This is a genomic window from Catalinimonas locisalis (assembly GCF_038039535.1).
Taxonomy (GTDB): Bacteria; Bacteroidota; Bacteroidia; order Cytophagales; family Cyclobacteriaceae; genus Catalinimonas.
In genome coordinates this window covers 153273-171281 of sequence record NZ_JBBPHP010000006.1, presented here as the reverse complement: position 1 = coordinate 171281, position 18009 = coordinate 153273, and the positions used below count along the sequence as shown (strand labels likewise).

At 38.8% G+C, this 18009-nt stretch carries 15 protein-coding genes and 1 pseudogene; 6 read left to right on the top strand and 10 right to left on the bottom strand.

All coding sequences use genetic code 11. The features are described from left to right. Nucleotides 1-47 precede the first annotated feature (47 nt). The 3 genes from WJR50_RS10660 to WJR50_RS10650 are packed head-to-tail and all read left to right on the top strand — an operon-like array spanning nucleotide 48 to nucleotide 3367. Complete coding sequence (locus WJR50_RS10660) at nucleotides 48-1427, top strand: putative collagen-binding domain-containing protein (protein WP_341293252.1); 1380 nt, start codon at nucleotides 48-50, stop codon at nucleotides 1425-1427. Between the two features lie 14 nt (nucleotides 1428-1441). After that, a complete protein-coding gene (locus WJR50_RS10655; RefSeq protein WP_341293251.1) occupies nucleotides 1442-3082 on the top strand; it encodes a TonB family protein in 1641 nt (546 codons plus the stop codon). A 12-nt stretch (nucleotides 3083-3094) separates the two neighbouring features. Next, nucleotides 3095-3367, top strand: a complete 273-nt coding sequence (locus WJR50_RS10650) for a UBP-type zinc finger domain-containing protein (protein WP_341293250.1) — start codon at nucleotides 3095-3097, stop codon at nucleotides 3365-3367. Nucleotides 3368-3477: 110 nt separating this feature from the next. Here the strand turns inward: WJR50_RS10650 and WJR50_RS10645 are convergent, their stop codons facing one another. Further along, nucleotides 3478-5004, bottom strand: a complete 1527-nt coding sequence (locus WJR50_RS10645; protein WP_341293249.1) for an OmpA family protein — start codon at nucleotides 5002-5004, stop codon at nucleotides 3478-3480. 537 nt (nucleotides 5005-5541) lie between these two features. Here WJR50_RS10645 and WJR50_RS10640 point away from each other — a divergent pair. Beyond that, nucleotides 5542-5802 (top strand): hypothetical protein, encoded by a 261-nt coding sequence (locus WJR50_RS10640; protein ID WP_341293248.1) that lies wholly within the window; start codon nucleotides 5542-5544, stop codon nucleotides 5800-5802. A gap of 3 nt (nucleotides 5803-5805) precedes the next feature. On the opposite strand, the gene WJR50_RS10635 is transcribed toward WJR50_RS10640, so the two are convergent. Beyond that, on the bottom strand, nucleotides 5806-7173 hold the full coding sequence (locus tag WJR50_RS10635) for an MATE family efflux transporter (RefSeq protein WP_341293247.1): 1368 nt from the start codon (nucleotides 7171-7173) through the stop codon (nucleotides 5806-5808). Between the two features lie 281 nt (nucleotides 7174-7454). Between WJR50_RS10635 and WJR50_RS10630 the strand changes: the two genes are divergently transcribed. Continuing rightward, complete coding sequence (locus tag WJR50_RS10630; RefSeq protein WP_341293246.1) at nucleotides 7455-8252, top strand: DUF4382 domain-containing protein; 798 nt, start codon at nucleotides 7455-7457, stop codon at nucleotides 8250-8252. Nucleotides 8253-8301: 49 nt separating this feature from the next. Here WJR50_RS10630 and WJR50_RS10625 read toward each other — a convergent pair whose 3' ends face one another. The 7 genes and pseudogenes from WJR50_RS10625 to WJR50_RS10595 all read right to left on the bottom strand — a co-directional run bounded on the left by WJR50_RS10625 (nucleotide 8302) and on the right by WJR50_RS10595 (nucleotide 14674). Beyond that, nucleotides 8302-9951: an OmpA family protein gene (locus tag WJR50_RS10625; protein ID WP_341293245.1), complete on the bottom strand. Its 1650-nt coding sequence runs from the start codon at nucleotides 9949-9951 to the stop codon at nucleotides 8302-8304. Between the two features lie 37 nt (nucleotides 9952-9988). After that, nucleotides 9989-10279, bottom strand: a pseudogene (gene hisE / locus WJR50_RS10620) (phosphoribosyl-ATP diphosphatase); the annotation flags it as partial. A 33-nt stretch (nucleotides 10280-10312) separates the two neighbouring features. Beyond that, nucleotides 10313-11074, bottom strand: coding sequence for an imidazole glycerol phosphate synthase subunit HisF (gene hisF / locus WJR50_RS10615; RefSeq protein ID WP_341293244.1), 762 nt, complete (start codon nucleotides 11072-11074; stop codon nucleotides 10313-10315). Between the two features lie 94 nt (nucleotides 11075-11168). Further along, complete coding sequence (gene hisA / locus WJR50_RS10610; protein ID WP_341293243.1) at nucleotides 11169-11885, bottom strand: 1-(5-phosphoribosyl)-5-[(5-phosphoribosylamino)methylideneamino]imidazole-4-carboxamide isomerase; 717 nt, start codon at nucleotides 11883-11885, stop codon at nucleotides 11169-11171. A gap of 5 nt (nucleotides 11886-11890) precedes the next feature. After that, nucleotides 11891-12472: an imidazole glycerol phosphate synthase subunit HisH gene (hisH, locus tag WJR50_RS10605; RefSeq protein WP_341293242.1), complete on the bottom strand. Its 582-nt coding sequence runs from the start codon at nucleotides 12470-12472 to the stop codon at nucleotides 11891-11893. A 263-nt stretch (nucleotides 12473-12735) separates the two neighbouring features. Then, nucleotides 12736-14232, bottom strand: a complete 1497-nt coding sequence (locus tag WJR50_RS10600) for a cryptochrome/photolyase family protein (protein WP_341293241.1) — start codon at nucleotides 14230-14232, stop codon at nucleotides 12736-12738. A gap of 40 nt (nucleotides 14233-14272) precedes the next feature. Next, on the bottom strand, nucleotides 14273-14674 hold the full coding sequence (locus WJR50_RS10595; RefSeq protein WP_341293240.1) for a hypothetical protein: 402 nt from the start codon (nucleotides 14672-14674) through the stop codon (nucleotides 14273-14275). Between the two features lie 139 nt (nucleotides 14675-14813). On the opposite strand from WJR50_RS10595, the gene dpsA reads away from it, so the two are divergent. Beyond that, on the top strand, nucleotides 14814-15374 hold the full coding sequence (gene dpsA, locus WJR50_RS10590) for a DNA starvation/stationary phase protection protein DpsA (RefSeq protein WP_341293239.1): 561 nt from the start codon (nucleotides 14814-14816) through the stop codon (nucleotides 15372-15374). A gap of 75 nt (nucleotides 15375-15449) precedes the next feature. On the opposite strand, the gene WJR50_RS10585 is transcribed toward dpsA, so the two are convergent. Next, nucleotides 15450-17894, bottom strand: coding sequence for an ABC transporter permease (locus tag WJR50_RS10585; protein WP_341293238.1), 2445 nt, complete (start codon nucleotides 17892-17894; stop codon nucleotides 15450-15452). Nucleotides 17895-18009 lie beyond the last annotated feature (115 nt).

The following is an 18009-nucleotide window of genomic DNA, read 5'->3' as shown; positions in this document are numbered from 1 at the left end:
CTCTTAATTATCTATATTGTTTGCTAGGTAATTAATGACTTTTGCATATGTGGAAGGTATCAATACTTACAACCTGTTTCTTACTATCCTGCAATTTAATTTTTTCTCAAGGTATAAGCATAAGTGCTGATCATCCCCGCTTCTGGTCTTATGATGGACAACCTACCATACTACTGGGAGGCTCCACTGAAGATAACTTATTTCAATACTCTGAGCTGGAAACTCATCTGGACCAGCTTCAGGAGGCAGGTGGAAACTATGTGCGCTGCACCATGTCCAGTAGAGACGAAGGTAATCTTTGGGCCTTTGCAAAAAATAAAGAAGGTCTGTACGACCTGAATCAGTTTAATGAAGCTTACTGGGAACGATTTGCCCATTTTCTTCAGCTTACGGCTGAAAGAGATATTGTGGTCCAGATAGAACTCTGGGCCACTTTTGATTTCTACCGGGAAAACTGGGATGTCAACCCTTTCAATCCAAAAAACAATGTTAATTATGATCAGAGACGAAGCAAACTGAGTGAAGTCGTTGATTCCCATCCGGTATATACTGAAAATAACTTCTTCAGAACTGTTCCTTCTCAGTTAAGTAACTTCAGGGTGCTGGAGTTTCAGCAGAAATATATTGATAAGCTACTTGAGCATAGTTTGCAGTACGATCATGTGTTGTACTGCATGGACAATGAAACCAGCGTCACTGCCGACTGGGGTGCATTCTGGTCGGGCTACATCAAAAAAGTAGCCGAGGAAAGATATGACAAAAAAATATTTACCACAGAGATGTGGGACCCCTGGGACCTGAACCATGTTGCCCATCGCTCTACGATTGACCATCCTGAGATTTATGACTTTGTAGATATTTCTCAAAATAACCACAATAAAGGACAAGTCCACTGGGACAATGGACTTAATCAGATTCAACGCATCCACCTTTCAGAGCATACACGTCCGGTGAACAATGTAAAAGTCTACGGGGCGGATGGCAATAAATTCGGACATAACCATCAGGATGCAGTGGAGCGCTTTGTCCGAAATGTCTTATTGGGTGCTGCTTCCATCCGCTTTCATCGCCCCCCTTCTGGCTTGGGGCTAAGTGATACCGCACAGGCAGTAATAGCTTGCATGAGGAAGGTAGTGAATAGTTATGATCATTATTCGGCAGAAGCATGTAACCATCTGTTACAGAACAGAGAAGAAAATGAAGCTTACCTGAGAGCGGTACCCGATAAAACCTATGTAATTTACTTTCCCCAAGGTGGAGAAGTAATACTTGACCTATCTGCGCTGGGCGAACAAGCAGAAATTCAGTGGGTAGAGTTGCTAAAAAATCAATGGGACAAAATAAAAACAACAAATACAGACTCTGAAACCAGCATCAGCGCTCCGAGTGAGGAAAACTGGATTGCTATCATTACTTCAAAAAAATAATCGCTGCCAAATCCATGAAGTTGAAAATAAGCCTGATATTTTTTCTGATGATCTGCACACAATCAGGGTATACCCAACGTAGGGCCAGCCTGTATTATGACTCTGTCTGGGCGCTCAACAACAAAGCACAGGCCAGCTACTTCAGAAACTCTTGGATAGATACCACATATTATGTATTTCTGGGACCCGTGATGGATTATTATGTTGAAGGTAAACTTGCCATGCAAGGCAAATATGTAGGAGGAGTAAAGTCCGGAAATTTCACTTTTTATTACCTCAATGGAGAGAAAAAGATGCAAGGTGAGTTTCAGGATAACCAGATGGTAGGCATATGGGAGTATTTTTATCCTGATGGCAACCCTAAACAAAGCATAGAATTTACAACAAATGACTTTAAGGTACTTTCCTACTATGATAAGAGTGGTACGGAAAAAGTGAAAGGTGGTAATGGCCTGTGGGAAGGGTTTTATTTCTCACTGAATTTGAAAGATACTGTATATGTCTCTGGAAAGGTGGTTAATGGCTTCAAAGATGACTGGTGGGTATACTATGACGATAGTGGAACAAGACTGTATGAAGAAAAATACAAAGAAGGCGAATTTAAATCCGGAAAAGCTTACAATTCATTAGGAGTGGTAAGCAATAAAACCAATGATCCCTTGGGAAAGGGGATTTTTTTACCTCACAGCATTAGCTATACTGAAAGGTTCATGTATGCTCCCAACATTCTTCAATCCGATTATCCTTTTCTTGATTTTTTACCAAATGAGATCAGACTCTATTTTGATCAAAATTGGGAAAAATGTGAAGAAGAAAATGCTACATATTATCGCCTCACGAATGAATTGAATACCCTAAACTGCAACGGTACTATTACTGACTATTACTTAAATGACCATATTTACAGAAAGGGCCGATATATCAATGGTAACAAAGAAGGTGAATTTGTCAGTTATCATGAGAACGGCAAGACAAAATCCGAGGGCAGATATGATAATGATAAAAAAGTTGGCGCTTGGAAATACTATTATAAAGATGGAAGCCCCCGACAAAATATATACTTTGAAAATGGACAACTTTACGTTGACCAGTTTTGGGATGAGCAAGGCAACTTAAAAGTTGATCGGGGTACAGGGGAATATGAAGCCTTTTATGAGTATGTTTCAATCAGGCTAAAAGAAAAAGGTCAATTTGTAGACTACAAAAAAGAAGGTCTCTGGAGCGGTTATACCCAAAAAGGAGAGCTGTACTTTGAGGAAGAATACAATAATGGAGAACTCGTTCAGGCTCATCGTTTTGATGAAGAAGGAAACAAAATATATTATCAGAAAAAGATTGAGCAAGCAGAACCAGGTGATGGGTTGGATGCTTTTTACGAATTTGTAGGTAAAAAACTAGAATACCCAACTTTTGCTCGCCAGAACAATATTCAGGGTAAAGTACTGATTAAGTTTGTTATTGATAAAGAGGGAAAGTTAATAGAAGCCAAAGCCATCAGTTCTCCTCATCAGGTTCTTAGCGAGGAAGCAGAAAGTGTAGTAAAAAAATACGATAAGTGGAAAGCAGGTAAAGAAATGGGTAAATCTGTTCAGATGTATTTTATATTACCGCTGACCTTTAAACTTTCATCTAATCCGGTACCAACTTTCAACTAAAATCTTAAAGCTATGCCCGTTGATCCTACGCCTTGTGCACATTTTGACAAAGAACATATTAAGACTGCTCCTGCCATGGAGTGTCAGGAATGTGTGAAAACCGGTGACAGCTGGGTACATCTCAGGGTATGCCAGACCTGCGGTGGAGTACACTGCTGCAACAGTTCAGTAAACAAACATGCTACAAAGCATTACCATGAAACCGGACATCCAGTAGTTACTTCTGCCGAAAGAGGAGAGCACTGGGCATGGTGCTATAAAGATGAAAGATTTATGCCTTATTGAGAGGAAGAGGGAAACTTGGAGTGAGGAGCAGGAAGCTTGAAGTGGGAAGAGAGAAGTTTTTTTACTTCCTACTTCCCACTTCAAGCTTCCTACCATTAACTTCCAACTTATTAATTTTTAAGAATGGTAAACTCTACTCTACGATTGATCTGACGATTCTCATCGCTATCATTTTCTACTTCAGGCTTGCTTTCTCCGTATCCCTTGGCTTTGACACGATACTCATCTATCCAGTTATCAATCAGATATTTAACTACTGCCTCAGCCCTACCCTGAGATAACTTTTCGTTATATTCGTCGGTACCCCTGTCATCAGTATGGCCAGCGATCTCTACTTCCAGTTTTGGGTTTTCCTGTAAGAATTCTACTACCTTATTGAGTTCAGGAAAAGACTCAGGGCGTAGGGAGGATTTGTTGTAATCAAAAAAGATATTATTTAAACGTACTGAGACACCTACTTCAATAGGTTTCAGGAAGATCTCTTTGTAAAAAACAGTATCAGACTGAATATTACCGTAAACCATCACACTATCTTCATGACTGAAGAATCCTTCTGCATTCACCTCCAAATAATATTTAGCGGTATCTGCAAGCGCAGTACTAAATTCTCCACGCTCCTCGCTGCTTTCCATCACTCCTAGTACTTCTTCGGCTTTACTGTAACGAATATGGGCCTTAACCGGCTCCCAGTTATTTTTATTCATCACTACTCCTTCCAGCCTGATCTTAGGGTCCTCTTTGATAATTCTTTTGAGTGAAAAAATGTCCAGATGGCCACCATCAGCAGACATGAAAGCTCTGGTGGTAAAGACAAGGGTATCATTCAGTCCTACAGAATAATATGCGTCAAAGCCGCCGGTATTTACTGGTGCACCAATATTTTTTGGTTCTGACCATTTCAGCCAGCTCTCACCCTTCCTTTGGGCTTCATAGACATCCATATTCCCCATACCACCTCCGCGGTTGCTGGCGAAGTATAAGGTTTTATTGTCTGGCGCCAGAAAAGGTCCAAATTCATCCATATGAGTATTTAAGCTTTTGATCAATACCGGCCTGGTCCAGTGGCTTCCACCCTGAGGATAGCTTACATAAAGATCACTATACTTACTCTTTGGTCTTTCACTAAAATATAAAAGCAATGCCTGATCATCATAAGATAAAAAAGCACCATTGAATTGTCCTTTACACATATCATCAAAGTCGGGAATATCCAGTGCTTCAGGCTTTTGCCATACACCGTTAACTTTCCGGCAAATTGAAAACCCCAGATCATCACTTCCATTACCACCCCGTATTAAAAGTCGGTTGCCATCCAAAGAAACACTCAATACCTGATTGTATCTATTTCGGTTAAATGGTTTATCCATATGCACAGATTTTGACCAATTTCCGCTAGAATCTTTCACCGAATACCATATATCCTGACTTCCTTCTACTCCCTTAGTGTTCTCAGGATGATTGGTAATCGTAAAATAAAGGGTATTTCCATCAGGACTAACAATTGGGGTAGAATCATGATAGATGCTATTCACATCCCTACCCATATTCACCAATTCATATTCTACCACTTTTTGTGCCTGTGTATGTGTGATCGTACAGACCAAAATTGTCAGGTACAAATAAAAACTTTTAAGCATTATGTACTTCAGTTGGTTATCAGGCTAAAGTACTGATATTAGAAGCATATCAATTATTAAAAAAATTATATTCTTACACCTATGACTTTTTCTAAAAAAGTGGTGATAAGTCATTTTTGTACTTATTCCATTAATATATTTAAGAATGGAATAGATTAGAACCTTGAGGCTAAAATTGATTGACACTTATTAGTGAATAATGCGCACGTTAAGTGAGAAAATCTGAACATATTGATCAGTTTTACAGCTATATATTAACTACAATACCGCTGAACATTATAAAATTTTGTTTAAATATTACAAATCCATCATTCTCTATCTCGTAAAATAATATTATGATTTTACATAAATTGGCATAATAATTTATATTTAATTAACTTATAAATCAGTAGATTATACTGATGAGTATTAATATCTTATTTACTGAGTATTCTTATTCAATTAACAAGAATTACCTTATTTGGTAGCATTTTTTGAGATTATTTATTGTTACAATTTTTCAACATTACTGATTGTTAGGCATTAAATAGAGAAATTATGGATTTAAGTGATTTTAAACTGATTTCATTCACGCAAAGAGTTAGATTACTGAGAGAAAAGGGTAACTATCTGGCGACCAGAACGCTAGAAAATTATTACATCAAGCTTTATACCATCAAAGGAATTTATTTTGAAGTTTGGTCCTCCAGCTACTTACCCTGGGAAAATATTGTAAAAGTGAAAGTATTTAAAGACTACAGTATGCTTAAGCCTTATCTACCCGAGATTTACTTTGCTGATAATAAATTATCTCTATAGCGCTTAAAATTCTACACTTACTCTTTTTCTCCTTTTCCAGTCACCCCTGTTGAACCACAAAAAGGCAAAAATAGCTGCAATAAGATTGGAAATAGGAAATGCCCACCATATTCCGTCATATGACAAGCCCGTATTATGTGACAGTAAATAAGCCAGTGGAAACCTTATGATCCAAAGGGATAATATGGATACCAACAGTGAAGCCAGGGTGAAGCCTGCTCCGTTAAAAACACCATTAATCACCTGCTGAATGCCTAATAAACCAAAGCTAGGAGCCATTATCTTAATGAATAAGGCACCGTTTTCAATCACCTGAGTTTCACCGGGGACAAAAAAAGCTGTAAGGGGTTTTGCCATCAGAAAAAGTATTAAGCCTACAAATGTCAATCCATAAAAAGCGACTTTAGCGCTCAGTATGCCTACTTCATGTGCTTTGTTAATTCTATTTGCCCCTACGTACTGACCTACTAAGGTAGTAGTTGCAGAAGATAAACCAAGTGCAGGAATAATGATGAAGCTAAGAATACGAGCACCTATACCATAGGATGCCACTACCATACTCCCGAAGCCAGTAACTAAAGTAACCAACATAGTTAATCCCAAAGCCCGGGTAGACATTTCCAGGCTTGAGGGAACTCCTATTCTGATCAGTTCTTTAAACCAATTCAGGTTAAAGTTAAAATCACTCCAATGAAGCTGAATCCCATAGTTGCCATTTGATAAAATCCAGATACCCATGATGGCAGATAATGCCTGGGTCAGAACACTCGCCATTGCAGCACCTGCAACACCCATCGGTGGAATGGGTCCCCAACCATAGATAAAAAGCGGGTCAAGAAATAAATTAAGGATAACCGTAGAAAGTACCACATAAGTAGGCACTACGACATTACCGATGCCTCTCATGAGGGATTGAAACACAAAAAATAGAAAAAGAAAGATGAAGCCTATTGAAGAAACTTTAAAGTAACTCACCGCCTCCTCCAAGACTTCTCCCTTAGCTCCAATAATAATCATTAAGGGTTCGGAGATAAAGTACCCAAGAAGTGCCAAAAGGATGGAAATAAAGAAAAGTACAAAAAAAGTCTGGGCACTTGAATAATCAACCATGCGTTGGTTTTCCATACCTTTGTATTGCGCTACCATAATTGACCCCCCAAGTGTCAGGCCTATTCCCAGAGAAATAATAAGAAAAAGTACAGGAAAACTTAAAGAAACTGCAGCTACTGCATTTGCACCCAATCTCCCCAACCAAAATGTATCTATTAATTGATAAGCAGTCTGCAATACATTGGCTAAAACTATCGGTCCCGATAATTTTAAAAGTGATATTAATGTGTCTCTTTGACTATCATTTTCAAAAAATTTCATCAACAAAATTAAAAAATTGATTATGCTAAAAAAAATGAATTTTAGTAAATATGGATTCCTATTTCAGTATCATCTACCATTGTTTTCTCTTCAACGGCTGGGCTCAATATGAGTTATTATCTAAAGGAGTTCTATATGATTATAGCTTATAAACACAACTTCAATGATGCTATTCTGAAGCCGTCAATAACTAAGATAAATTGTACTTTTTAAATATTAATTGAATTTTTTAAATACAGCAATCTCCTAATTTTGTCCTCATAACCAAATAAAATGTGATTATGAAGACAAAATTATTTATTGGAATGTTCTTAGCCTGTGGAATTTGTTTCAGTTCATGCAGCGACAAAGATGGAACATCTGCTAAACTCAGAATCGTAATGGTTGATGCTCCGGCAGAAGCTTATGAGGAAGTAAATGTAGAAGTAAAAGACATTTTGGTGCACAGTGAAGCTAATGCATCTGAAGATGAAAATGGATGGCGCTCAGTTATTACTGATGAAAGTAAAGACAAAGTTTTCAATCTTTTGAGTCTTGTCAATGGTGAAGAGGCAATTCTAGCAGATACGGAATTTCCTAGTGGTAAACTATCGCAGATTAGATTGGTGTTGGGAGAAAATAATACGCTTAAAATTGATGGAGAAATGTTTCCCCTTACTACACCCAGTGCAATGCAATCGGGTCTGAAGCTTAATGTGAATCAGGAACTTAGAGAAGAATTTACGTATAATTTTATCCTGGATTTTGATGCTGGACAATCTGTAGTGTCTACCGGTTCAGATAAGTTTAATCTAAAGCCAGTAATTCATTGTTCTGCTGAAGAAAATAGCGGGGCTATAGAAGGAATTATAGCTTTAATGGGTGAGAAAGCTTTTATTACCGCTACCTATGGAGATTACACTTATACTACCTATACTGATGAAGAAGGTGGATTTTTAATCAAAGGTGTGAAGCCGGGTACATACCAAATTTCAGTAGATTTTCCTGAAAATGAAAATGTTGAAACTGTAGATGATATAGAGGTCAATGTCGGGAAAATCACAGAGTTAGGAGCGATCAGTTTCGCTATTCTACAATAAGCGTGTGTATAAAAAAAGCCTTCTGAGAACGTTTAGAAGGCTTTTGTTTTTATTTTTCTAATATTGTGAATTCTACCCTTCGGTTTTTCTGCCTTTCCTCTTCAATCGCATTACTGGCGATAGGTTTTGTACCTCCATATCCTTTTTCCTGAACACGTGCCGCATCTATTCCCTGAGCTACCAAATATCTTTTTACTGCCTCAGCCCTCTCCTGAGAGAGTATGAGGTTAAGATCAGGACGGCCACGGTTATCAGTATGACCAGAAACTTCAATGACAACGTTCGGGTTTTCATTCAAAAATTCTACTACCTCATCTAAAGTTTCTGTAGAACCTGTGAGCATTTCAGCATTTCCTCTGTCAAACAGTACATTTTCAAGATTAACTGTAGTTCCGACCTCAATAGGAGAGAGTGAAAAATTCCTGACAATTATATCAGAGTTGTCAATTGGCGTCTGGTTACTCAGTAATATTCTATCACGCTTTCTAATAAAACCCTCAGCTTCTACTGAAATTTCATAATCCTGATCCGCAGTGAGGTTGACGGTAAAAAAGCCATCATCATTAACTTCAATGCTACGGTTTAGTGAAGTATCATTTTTTAATGATGTCAGCATCAATTCAGCATCCAGTACCTCTCCGGTTTTTTCATTCATCACCTGCCCTCTGAATTCTACTAAATCAGCTGCTTCTTCCTCTTCTTCTGGACTTGGTTCAACTTCTACAGCGATTTCTTCTGTAGGTTCTTCCGGCTCATCTTCAAGTATCATATCCTCTTCAGGGACTTGCGGGATATCAGCCACTTCTTCTAAGATTTCCTCTTCTTCCGGATTAACTCTTACCCGGTTCAAATCCCCCAGACCATCACTATTTTGAGTGGATGAGAGATAAGCATATTCGCTTTCAGTAGGCAAATAATAATAAAGTTCTGTTCCTTCAGTATTCACCCTGGCACCCAGATTTTTGGGATTTGACCATTTTTCCCAGCTATCATCAAGCCTTACGGACATAAATATGTCTCTGCTGCCAAACCCTTCATAGCCGTTGCTGGCAAAAAACAGTGTTTTTCCATCGGGAGCCAGGTAAGGGGTCATCTCCTGATAAGGCGTGTTGATGTCATTACCCAGATTTTTGGGCTCCGACCAGGCACCATCACCCTGTTTGAATAAGACATACAAATCCTCAGCGCCTTTGGTATCATACGACTGTAGCGTCACCAGCATAATCTGCCCACTGTTGTGTAAGCTAGCACTCTGATGATCTGACTTAGAATAGAAATAGGGAATCTTCAGCGCTTTAGGTTCACTCCATGCGTTTCCTTCTTTTCTGGCAAATGATATTCCCTGGGTGGTAGGCTTCTTGTCTCCTTCTAAGTAATGGCCTACCAAATACACTTTATTTCCACCTTCGGCAAACCCAACAATACTGTTGTAAAACTGATTATTTATTGAGCGCTCATTTTTTGGTTCGGACCAGCTTCCATCCGCCTGTTTTTGGCTGTACCAGATATCACCAGCATCTCGGCTTCCGCCTTCATTTTCAGCATGATGTTCACGTACAAAATACAAGGTCTGGCCATCAGGACTCAATACAGGGTTTTGTTCGTTGGCCTGAGAGTTAATAGGCAGTTTTTCCAGTTCATTTTGAGCATTGGCATGTATACACACAAGCACTAACGCAGAAAATATCCAATACTTCATAAGTGTTGTTTTTGAGTAGGTACTTGCAGATAACGCTTTACTTATGTCTTTCTTCCAGTACCTCAATAATATCTACCAGGCTAAAGCCTTTGGCTTCTAATAAAACAAGATAATGAAAAAGCAGGTCGGCGGCTTCATTTTTAAACAAATCTGCATTATCGTCTTTAGCTTCTATCACTAATTCCACTGCTTCTTCTCCAACTTTTTGTGCAACTTTATTAATCCCTTTACGGAATAATGATACGGTATAGGATGGAGAATCAGCATCTTTCTGCGCCTCATGATGACGGCTACTGATGATCTCTAAAAGCTGGTTGATAAATGCTAAATTCTTCTCTGAAAGTTTATTTTTAGTCATAACTTAGACTGTAAGTCTTATGGGAATCTGGTGTCCTACCAGATAATTTTTAAGTTCGGGTACAGGAATTTCTTTGTAATGAAATATACTTGCCGCCAGGGCAGCGTCTGCGCGCCCTAAGGTAAATACGTCTACAAAATGGGCCATGGTACCAGCGCCTCCTGAAGCAATGATTGGAATACTCAACTCAGAAGAAAGCTGTCCGGTAAGCGCATTGGCAAAACCTGCCTTGGTGCCATCATGGTCCATTGAGGTAAGTAATATTTCTCCTGCTCCTCTTTCCTGTACTTCACGCGCCCAGGCAAAAGTTTCTAAGTTAGTGGGTGTCCTACCCCCATGGGTGTGAACAATATGCTTTCCATCTACGAAACGGGTATCTATGGCTACTACAATGCACTGGTTACCAAAATTGGCGGCCAGTTCATTGATAAGCTCAGGGCGTTTGACAGCTGCTGAGTTAATTGAAACTTTATCTGCACCGGCATTGAGCATAGCTGCCACATCTTCCACAGAACTGATACCTCCACCCACGGTGAAAGGGATATTAACCTGCTCGGCTACTTTTCTTACCAACTCCACCAAAGTCTTCCTTTTCTCTACCGTAGCAGTGATGTCAAGAAAAACCAGCTCGTCTGCTCCCTCTTCTGCATAAATTTTTGCAAGTTCTACAGGATCTCCGGCATCTCTTAACTCTACAAAATTTACACCCTTCACTGTACGGCCATCTTTGACATCCAGGCAGGGTATGATTCTTTTAGATAACATGAGTTTAAATTAAAAGACTGATTAACAGCATTAAGCTATTCAACTAGAATACAACGCTAAGGTAAGGGCTTTATGAAAAATGAGTGCATCAAAACTATAAAAAAGGCTTCAAATCTTCTAAATTAATTCGCCCTTCATAAATCGCTTTTCCAATGATTACACCAGAAACACCAATCTTTTTAAGCTTATGAAGATCCTCAATGCCCGATACACCCCCGCTCGCAATTAGTTTGATTTTGGGAGCAACTGCTAAAATTTCCTCATAGAGTTCTATGGATGGTCCTTCCAATACTCCATCTTTGGCTACATCAGTACAGATTACATGGCTTACTCCTTTTCCATGATAATCTTTGATGAAGTCAAGAATATCTTGACCAGTAGACTCCTGCCAGCCGCCTATGGCAATTTTTCTATCTCTGGCATCAGCACCCAATATTATTTTTTCAGCACCATAGGTTGCTAACCAGGAGATAAAAGTTTCAGGTTCGCGTATTGCAATACTTCCGCCGGTAACCTGCTGGGCTCCCATCTCAAATACGATTTTGAGATCCGCATCAGATTGCACTCCCCCACCAAAATCAACTTTTAGTGAAGTATGCTTGGTAATTTGCTCCAGCACATGATAATTGATTACTTTCTTAGCTTTTGCTCCATCCAAATCCACCAGGTGAAGTCTTTTGATACCATGATCTTCAAACTTCTTCGCAACTACTAAGGGATTGCTGTGATATTCTTTTTTTTGAGCATAGTCACCTTGCGTTAAACGAACACATTTTCCGTCAATGATGTCAATTGCAGGGATGATTTCCATATTGCTTATAAGTCTAAAAAGTTCTTCAGGATTACTTCCCCGTCTTTACCACTTTTTTCGGGGTGAGCCTGAATGGCGTAAAAATTATCTTTTTCCATCACAGCGCTAAAAGGCAGGATATAGTTGGTTTCCCCTACTGTTTCTTCCCCCACTTCAGCATAATAACTGTGTACATAATACAAGTATGCATCATCCCTCAGACCATTTAATAGCAGCCCTTTTTTATTTTCCAGGGTATTCCAACCGATATGCGGCACTTTATCTTTAGGAGGAAATTTCTTCACCTTTTCCTTAAAAATTCCCAGGCAAGGTGTATCTCCTTCTTCCGAATGAGCACACATCAGTTGCAAACCTATGCAAATGCCCAAGACCGGCTGCTTGAGATTCATAATCAGTTCATCAAGCTTTTTGCTTTTCAGATAACGAATCGCAGAGCTGGCTTCTCCCTGACCGGGAAAAATAACTTTATCAGCCTGCTGTATGTACTCTACATCATCGGTAAGTTTGGGCTCCAAACCAAAACGCTGTAATGCATAAATAACCGACTGCACATTGCCGGCATTATATTTTATGATGGCTATTTTCATCTTATTATCAATAATTCATAGTAGTCAGTAGTTGCCCTTCAATAGCTTAGATTATCTGCTCTACATTTGCTTTAGGGCTTAAAGAAAAAAATCCTTATGCTTCTTTTGTTAAGAACAAGCAAATTAAAAAGCTAACAGAACTAAACCAACATAAATAAGGGATATAGCAGTTGTAGAACTTTGTATTAACAGTAAATTATCAGAGTAAAAGCGATCACAAGTTTATTAAACATGTATTGGTAATAAAGATGCAGCCAAATAAATTAATCAGTAGTGGTTCTCTTTAAAAAAGCCTCGGCAGCGCTCAGTAGTCTTTTTTTCTTTTGTTGATCCATTTTGTCATACATAGAAACCATCATGGACATACGGGGATTGGAGCCAAATAACTTTCTGTTTTTATCAATAAATCTCCAGTACAGCCCATCTATTTCATCTGTCCAGTCGCCCTTTTTTTGGTAGTCACTCATTTTGCAGATATAATTTGCCCCACCGATATAAGGTTTGGTAGCGAAAGTCCCTCCATCGGCAAACTGGCTCATGCCATATACATTGGGTACCATCACCCAGTCGGAGGAATCAATGAACATTTCCATAAACCACTTGTAGACTTCGTCAGGATGGATTTCAGAGAGCAGCATGATATTACCAAGTACCATTAGTCTTTCAATATGATGCGTGTATGCATGCTTCACTACCTTCCTGATGCTGTCATCTAAGGGAGGCATCTGGGTAGATGCATCATACCAGCATGCTTTTAATTTTCTTTTATGTCGGAAGAAATTTCCTTTCAGATCGTGGGTATGATACATACCGCGCATAAACTCCCTCCATCCGATTATTTGCCTAACAAATCCTTCTACACTGGGTAGATGTGTATCGTGTTCCTCAGCATAAGCTAATACTTTGTCTACCACTTCATCAGGAGTGATCAGGCCTAGATTAAGGTAGGGAGATAGTACCGAATGAAACAAAAAATTGCGTTGCCGATCTATGGCATCTTCATAAGGGCCAAAATGCTGAAAGCGATTCTCCAAAAAGTCATTCAGGCGATAAAGTGCCTGCCGGCGGGTCGTAGCCCAGTTAAAATTATTCGTTTTTCCCGGATGATCTTCAAATAATTTGTCTACCAAACTAATTACTTCCTGGGTATGGGCAGTATGTTCACTATCTGGCTGAGGGGGTATGTGAATGTCGCGGGGAAGCTTTTTTCTGTTTTCCTGATCATAAGACCAGCTACCGCCTACCGGCTTACCTTCCTCCTCCATCAGTATGTGCAGTCTTTTTCTTTGCTCTTTATAAAAGGTTTGCATAAACGGCTTTTTTGTACCATCTACGTAAGCTTGAAAATCCTGAATGGTATTGATGAATCCTGGAGAGGGCTCTTGGGTGAATTTTAGCCCTTTTTCTCTACAAAATTTTTTAATACTCTTTTCAAAAAAATGATCTTCTATCTGATAACTGACTACTTCTTCCAGGGAAGCATATTGATTAATTGTCTCTTCCAGTTTTTCCTCATAAGAAAGGTGAGCATTCTTCTCAGAAAGTTGCCAGTATTGCAAAGGATAATCCTGCTCAATCTGCTCAGCATGAGAGCGCATTGCTGACAGAAAAAGCACCAGCTTATGCTTATGATATTTAAAGTGTGAACAAAGCCCCACATCTTCAGCCATAAAAAACAAAGTGTGTTGATTGGGATTCAGTGAGCTGTGTTCCGGAAAAAGACTATTACCAAGAATCAGCGCAATTTTCTTATATGCCATTTCCTTTTTTAGCTATCAATAAGAAAGCGCTAAAAATGTTTCAGAGTAGAAAAAAATAGATCACAGAAATTACTGACATAACAATGATAAGTAAATAGAGCCAGGGCCTCCGCAAAATGAATGATACAAATCCGAAGAAACTGATGAGCCCATAGATAATGATAAACCGCAATACAAAATTCAGATAAGCTTCAGCAGATTCTCTGTAAAAGGGTTGATCCGGTCCAAAATTATAATGATCATTTAAAAATTGTGCATTTGCATTTTGCACTACCAGATATTCATTCACCACGTAGATAAGCATTGACAAAACCAGTAGAACCGCTAGCATCAGGCTAACGAACAAAAACCTAATGGTTTTATCTTTTTCCTGATCTATACTTTCATTTGGACTAGTTTCAGGAATAGACTTCCGCTCAGTATCAATTGAGTTGTTATTCATTATTACTTACAATATGAAAAAATAGACTTTACAAATGTTGATTTTAAAATCACATACCAAATGTTAAAACACTAGCATCCTCTCCCAGTTGTATTATTAAAGAATTAAACTTTTTTGAATTAAAAATAAAAGAATTTTTATGGATAAGTTAAGAGAGCAAAAAGAGTACGATGGAAATCCGGTTGGGTTAGATAAAAAAGTAGCAAAGGAAATGGCAGAACAACTGGATCGTCACCTTGCAGCTTTTATGACCCTTTATCATCAGTATCATAAGCATCACTGGTTGGTAGAAGGTCCACAGTTCCGCGATTTACATTTGTTTTTTGAAGAAAATTATGATGAGTTGCATAAAGGATTTGATAAACTCGCAGAGCGATTAACAGTGATGGGTTATGCACCAACCAGTAATCCTGCTGACTTCTCTAAACTATCATATGTAGAGCATGAGAACAAAGGTGTTTTCAGAATTCGTGAAAGCCTGGAAAACGACATGCAAGCAGAGAAAAAGATTGCTATTGAGTTGAGAAAGTCAATCAAAAGCGCATTTGAGCTTGGTGACTATGCAACCAAAAATTTATTGGAAAAACTATTGTTCAAAACTGAAGACAGAGCTCACCATATAGAACATTTCCTTGGTGAAGACTCATTGGCTGTTGGTTTTTTACATACCAGTAAAGAGGCAGAAGCTGCTGAAGTGTAGAAAACAATTTCTATTAAAACCTAAGGGAGGTTTTAGCCTCCCTTTTTTTTGCATAATACTTACCGTAACTATTCCTTAGTCCGATTTTAAAGTAATGGCTGGCTTGGTATTGGCGGTTTTGATGGTTTGCAGAATTACGATTGCTACCGCAACAATTAAAGCAATAAAGCCGGTAAGCAAAAATATCCATATGTTCACATCTATTCGGTAAGCAAAATCGGATAACCAGCGGTTGATAAAAACATAAGCAAAAGGCGTAGCTATGACAGTTGCCACACCTACCAGGAAGATAAATTCCTTACTCAACAACATCAAAAGCTCTATAACCGAGGCCCCCATCACCTTCCGGATGCCTATTTCACGAGTTCTCAAACTTACCAGATAGGCAGACATAGACATAAGCCCTAGTGTAGCAATTATTACAGCTATTATGCTAAGGTAAAAAGATAATGAGGCCACCCGTTGTTCCTGCTCATACAGTTGCTGTAAACTGGTTTCCAAAAAATTGATTTCCAGTGGAGTATCAGGAATCACCTCAGCGTATTCTTCCCTCAAAATATCTAAAGATTCTGAAAGTTTGTCAGTATCTACCTTCAATATTACCCAGTAAACCATATCCGGATTTTTATCTACCTTGATCAGCATTGGGCTAATCTTCTCTTTAAGAGATAATAGATGCAGATCCTCCACAAAACCTCCAATCACATATTCATTACCATAGGAGCCATCTTCGTTCTGATATTCTAAATGTGTGGTGACATTTCTTCCCTGGAGTTCATTTTTGTCATCTATGCCTAGCTGCTCCTGCAGATTGATTGCCGAAGCCTGATTTAATATAATCACTTCGTTGGGAGCATTACTTTCGGTAACATCAGAGATATCAATGCCCAATACTTTGACTGCGTCCCAGTCCATCTCCCAAAAACCAGCGTTGTCATGCATCGTTTCGCTCCCACTCAGCTTATACGATACATTATCGCTCATCTCCAGCCCAGGAACCATCCCCTGCCCTATCTGGGTAAATTGAGGATATCTCAGTAGTCTGTTTTTTATTCTTTGATAATTTTCTGAGCTAACAGGATTAAATGTGACTATTCCTTCTTTGTGAAAGCCCAGATTTTTATGGTTAATAAAGTTCAACTGCCTATTTACCAGTATAGTGGCAGAACCCAAAGCAATCAATAATGTAAACTGAAACACAAACATTACCCTACGAAGAGCAAAGCGTTCTTTCACTCCTCCTGTTTGGCTTCTTATCAGATCCAGCACATTTTTTCCAGAAAGCAATAAGGCAGGATACAAACCAGAAATCAGCCCTACAATGATGGTAAATAGCAATACAAGTAGAGCGTTTCCAAAGGAATTGATGAATAAGTTCTCTAACTCCAGATTCATGATCTGATTGAAGTAGGGTATACAAAGCTCTAACAACAACAGAGATAAGGGCAAACTGATTGTACAAAGCAATATAGCTTCAGCAAGAAACTGCCAAGTGATGCTCTCTCGGGGGGCACCCATCACTTTACGCATACCAATTTCACTTCTTCTCCTTGAATAAAGGGCAACAGATAAATTGATATAGTTGGTAACAGTGATGGACAAAATAATCAGCCCAATGACTCCAAAAATGTAAAGATACTGTATATCACCCGGAGGGCTAAGTTCAAATAAAATACTCCGTGAAAAGTGAATATCGGATATCTGCTGTAAATAGCTTCCCTTCTCATCGGGGTTTTCTTTGATGGAAGGCTCAACTAGTTCCAACTGTTCATTTACAGCAACATTTATGTCATGAAGTGAAGCTGTAGGAGTAAGTTTTAAATAGACATAGGCACCCCAGGAAGGTATCTCGGGAGTAAGAAGGATGACATCAAAATGAAAATGTGTGTTTTCATCCTCATTCTCAATTACAGCAGTGATGGGATATTCGTTCTCTTTCCAGTTTAAGGTCTGGTCGCGAACGCGACCCTCCCAGTTTTTACCAAAATATCGCTCGGCAGTGGCTCTGGTAAGGATAGCAGCATAGGGGTTACTAAAGCTGTTTTCTTGATTTCCGTATAAAAGCTTCCACTGAAAAATATCATAAAGCTCTTTTCCTGTATTGGAAAGAAGCACTTCTTTTTCAGTAAATTTTTCCTCACGATTCGCATTTTTTTGCAGACTAAGATATACAGGTTGCTTGTCCATGGTGGCGCCATGAGTAGCATTAAACTGAGCTACCTTTTCCACCCCTTTGATTTCTTTAAAGGCGGATAACTTCAGAAGCTGTTCATCCTTGTTTGCATCCCACCAGTTCACAAACCCTGTTATCGCATAGGTATCGTTTTTATACTGATAATTCAGTCGGTAAATATGTTCTGCCTCAGGAAAATGTTGGTCATAATTGAGTTCATCAAAGATGTACAACAGTACCAGCAAACTACAACTGATCCCCAGAGTTAGCCCCAGGAGGTTAATCAGCGCATAAGCCTTGTGCTTCAGAAGATTACGCCACGCAAGAATAAAATGACTCCTATACATGCACTTGATTTGAAAAGAAAACTCAATTAACTTTTATAAATATAAGCGCTGATTAACAAAGAGAAAATTTAAATTATTAATAGCTACTGAAATTCTGAATTTTCTATCAAAAATC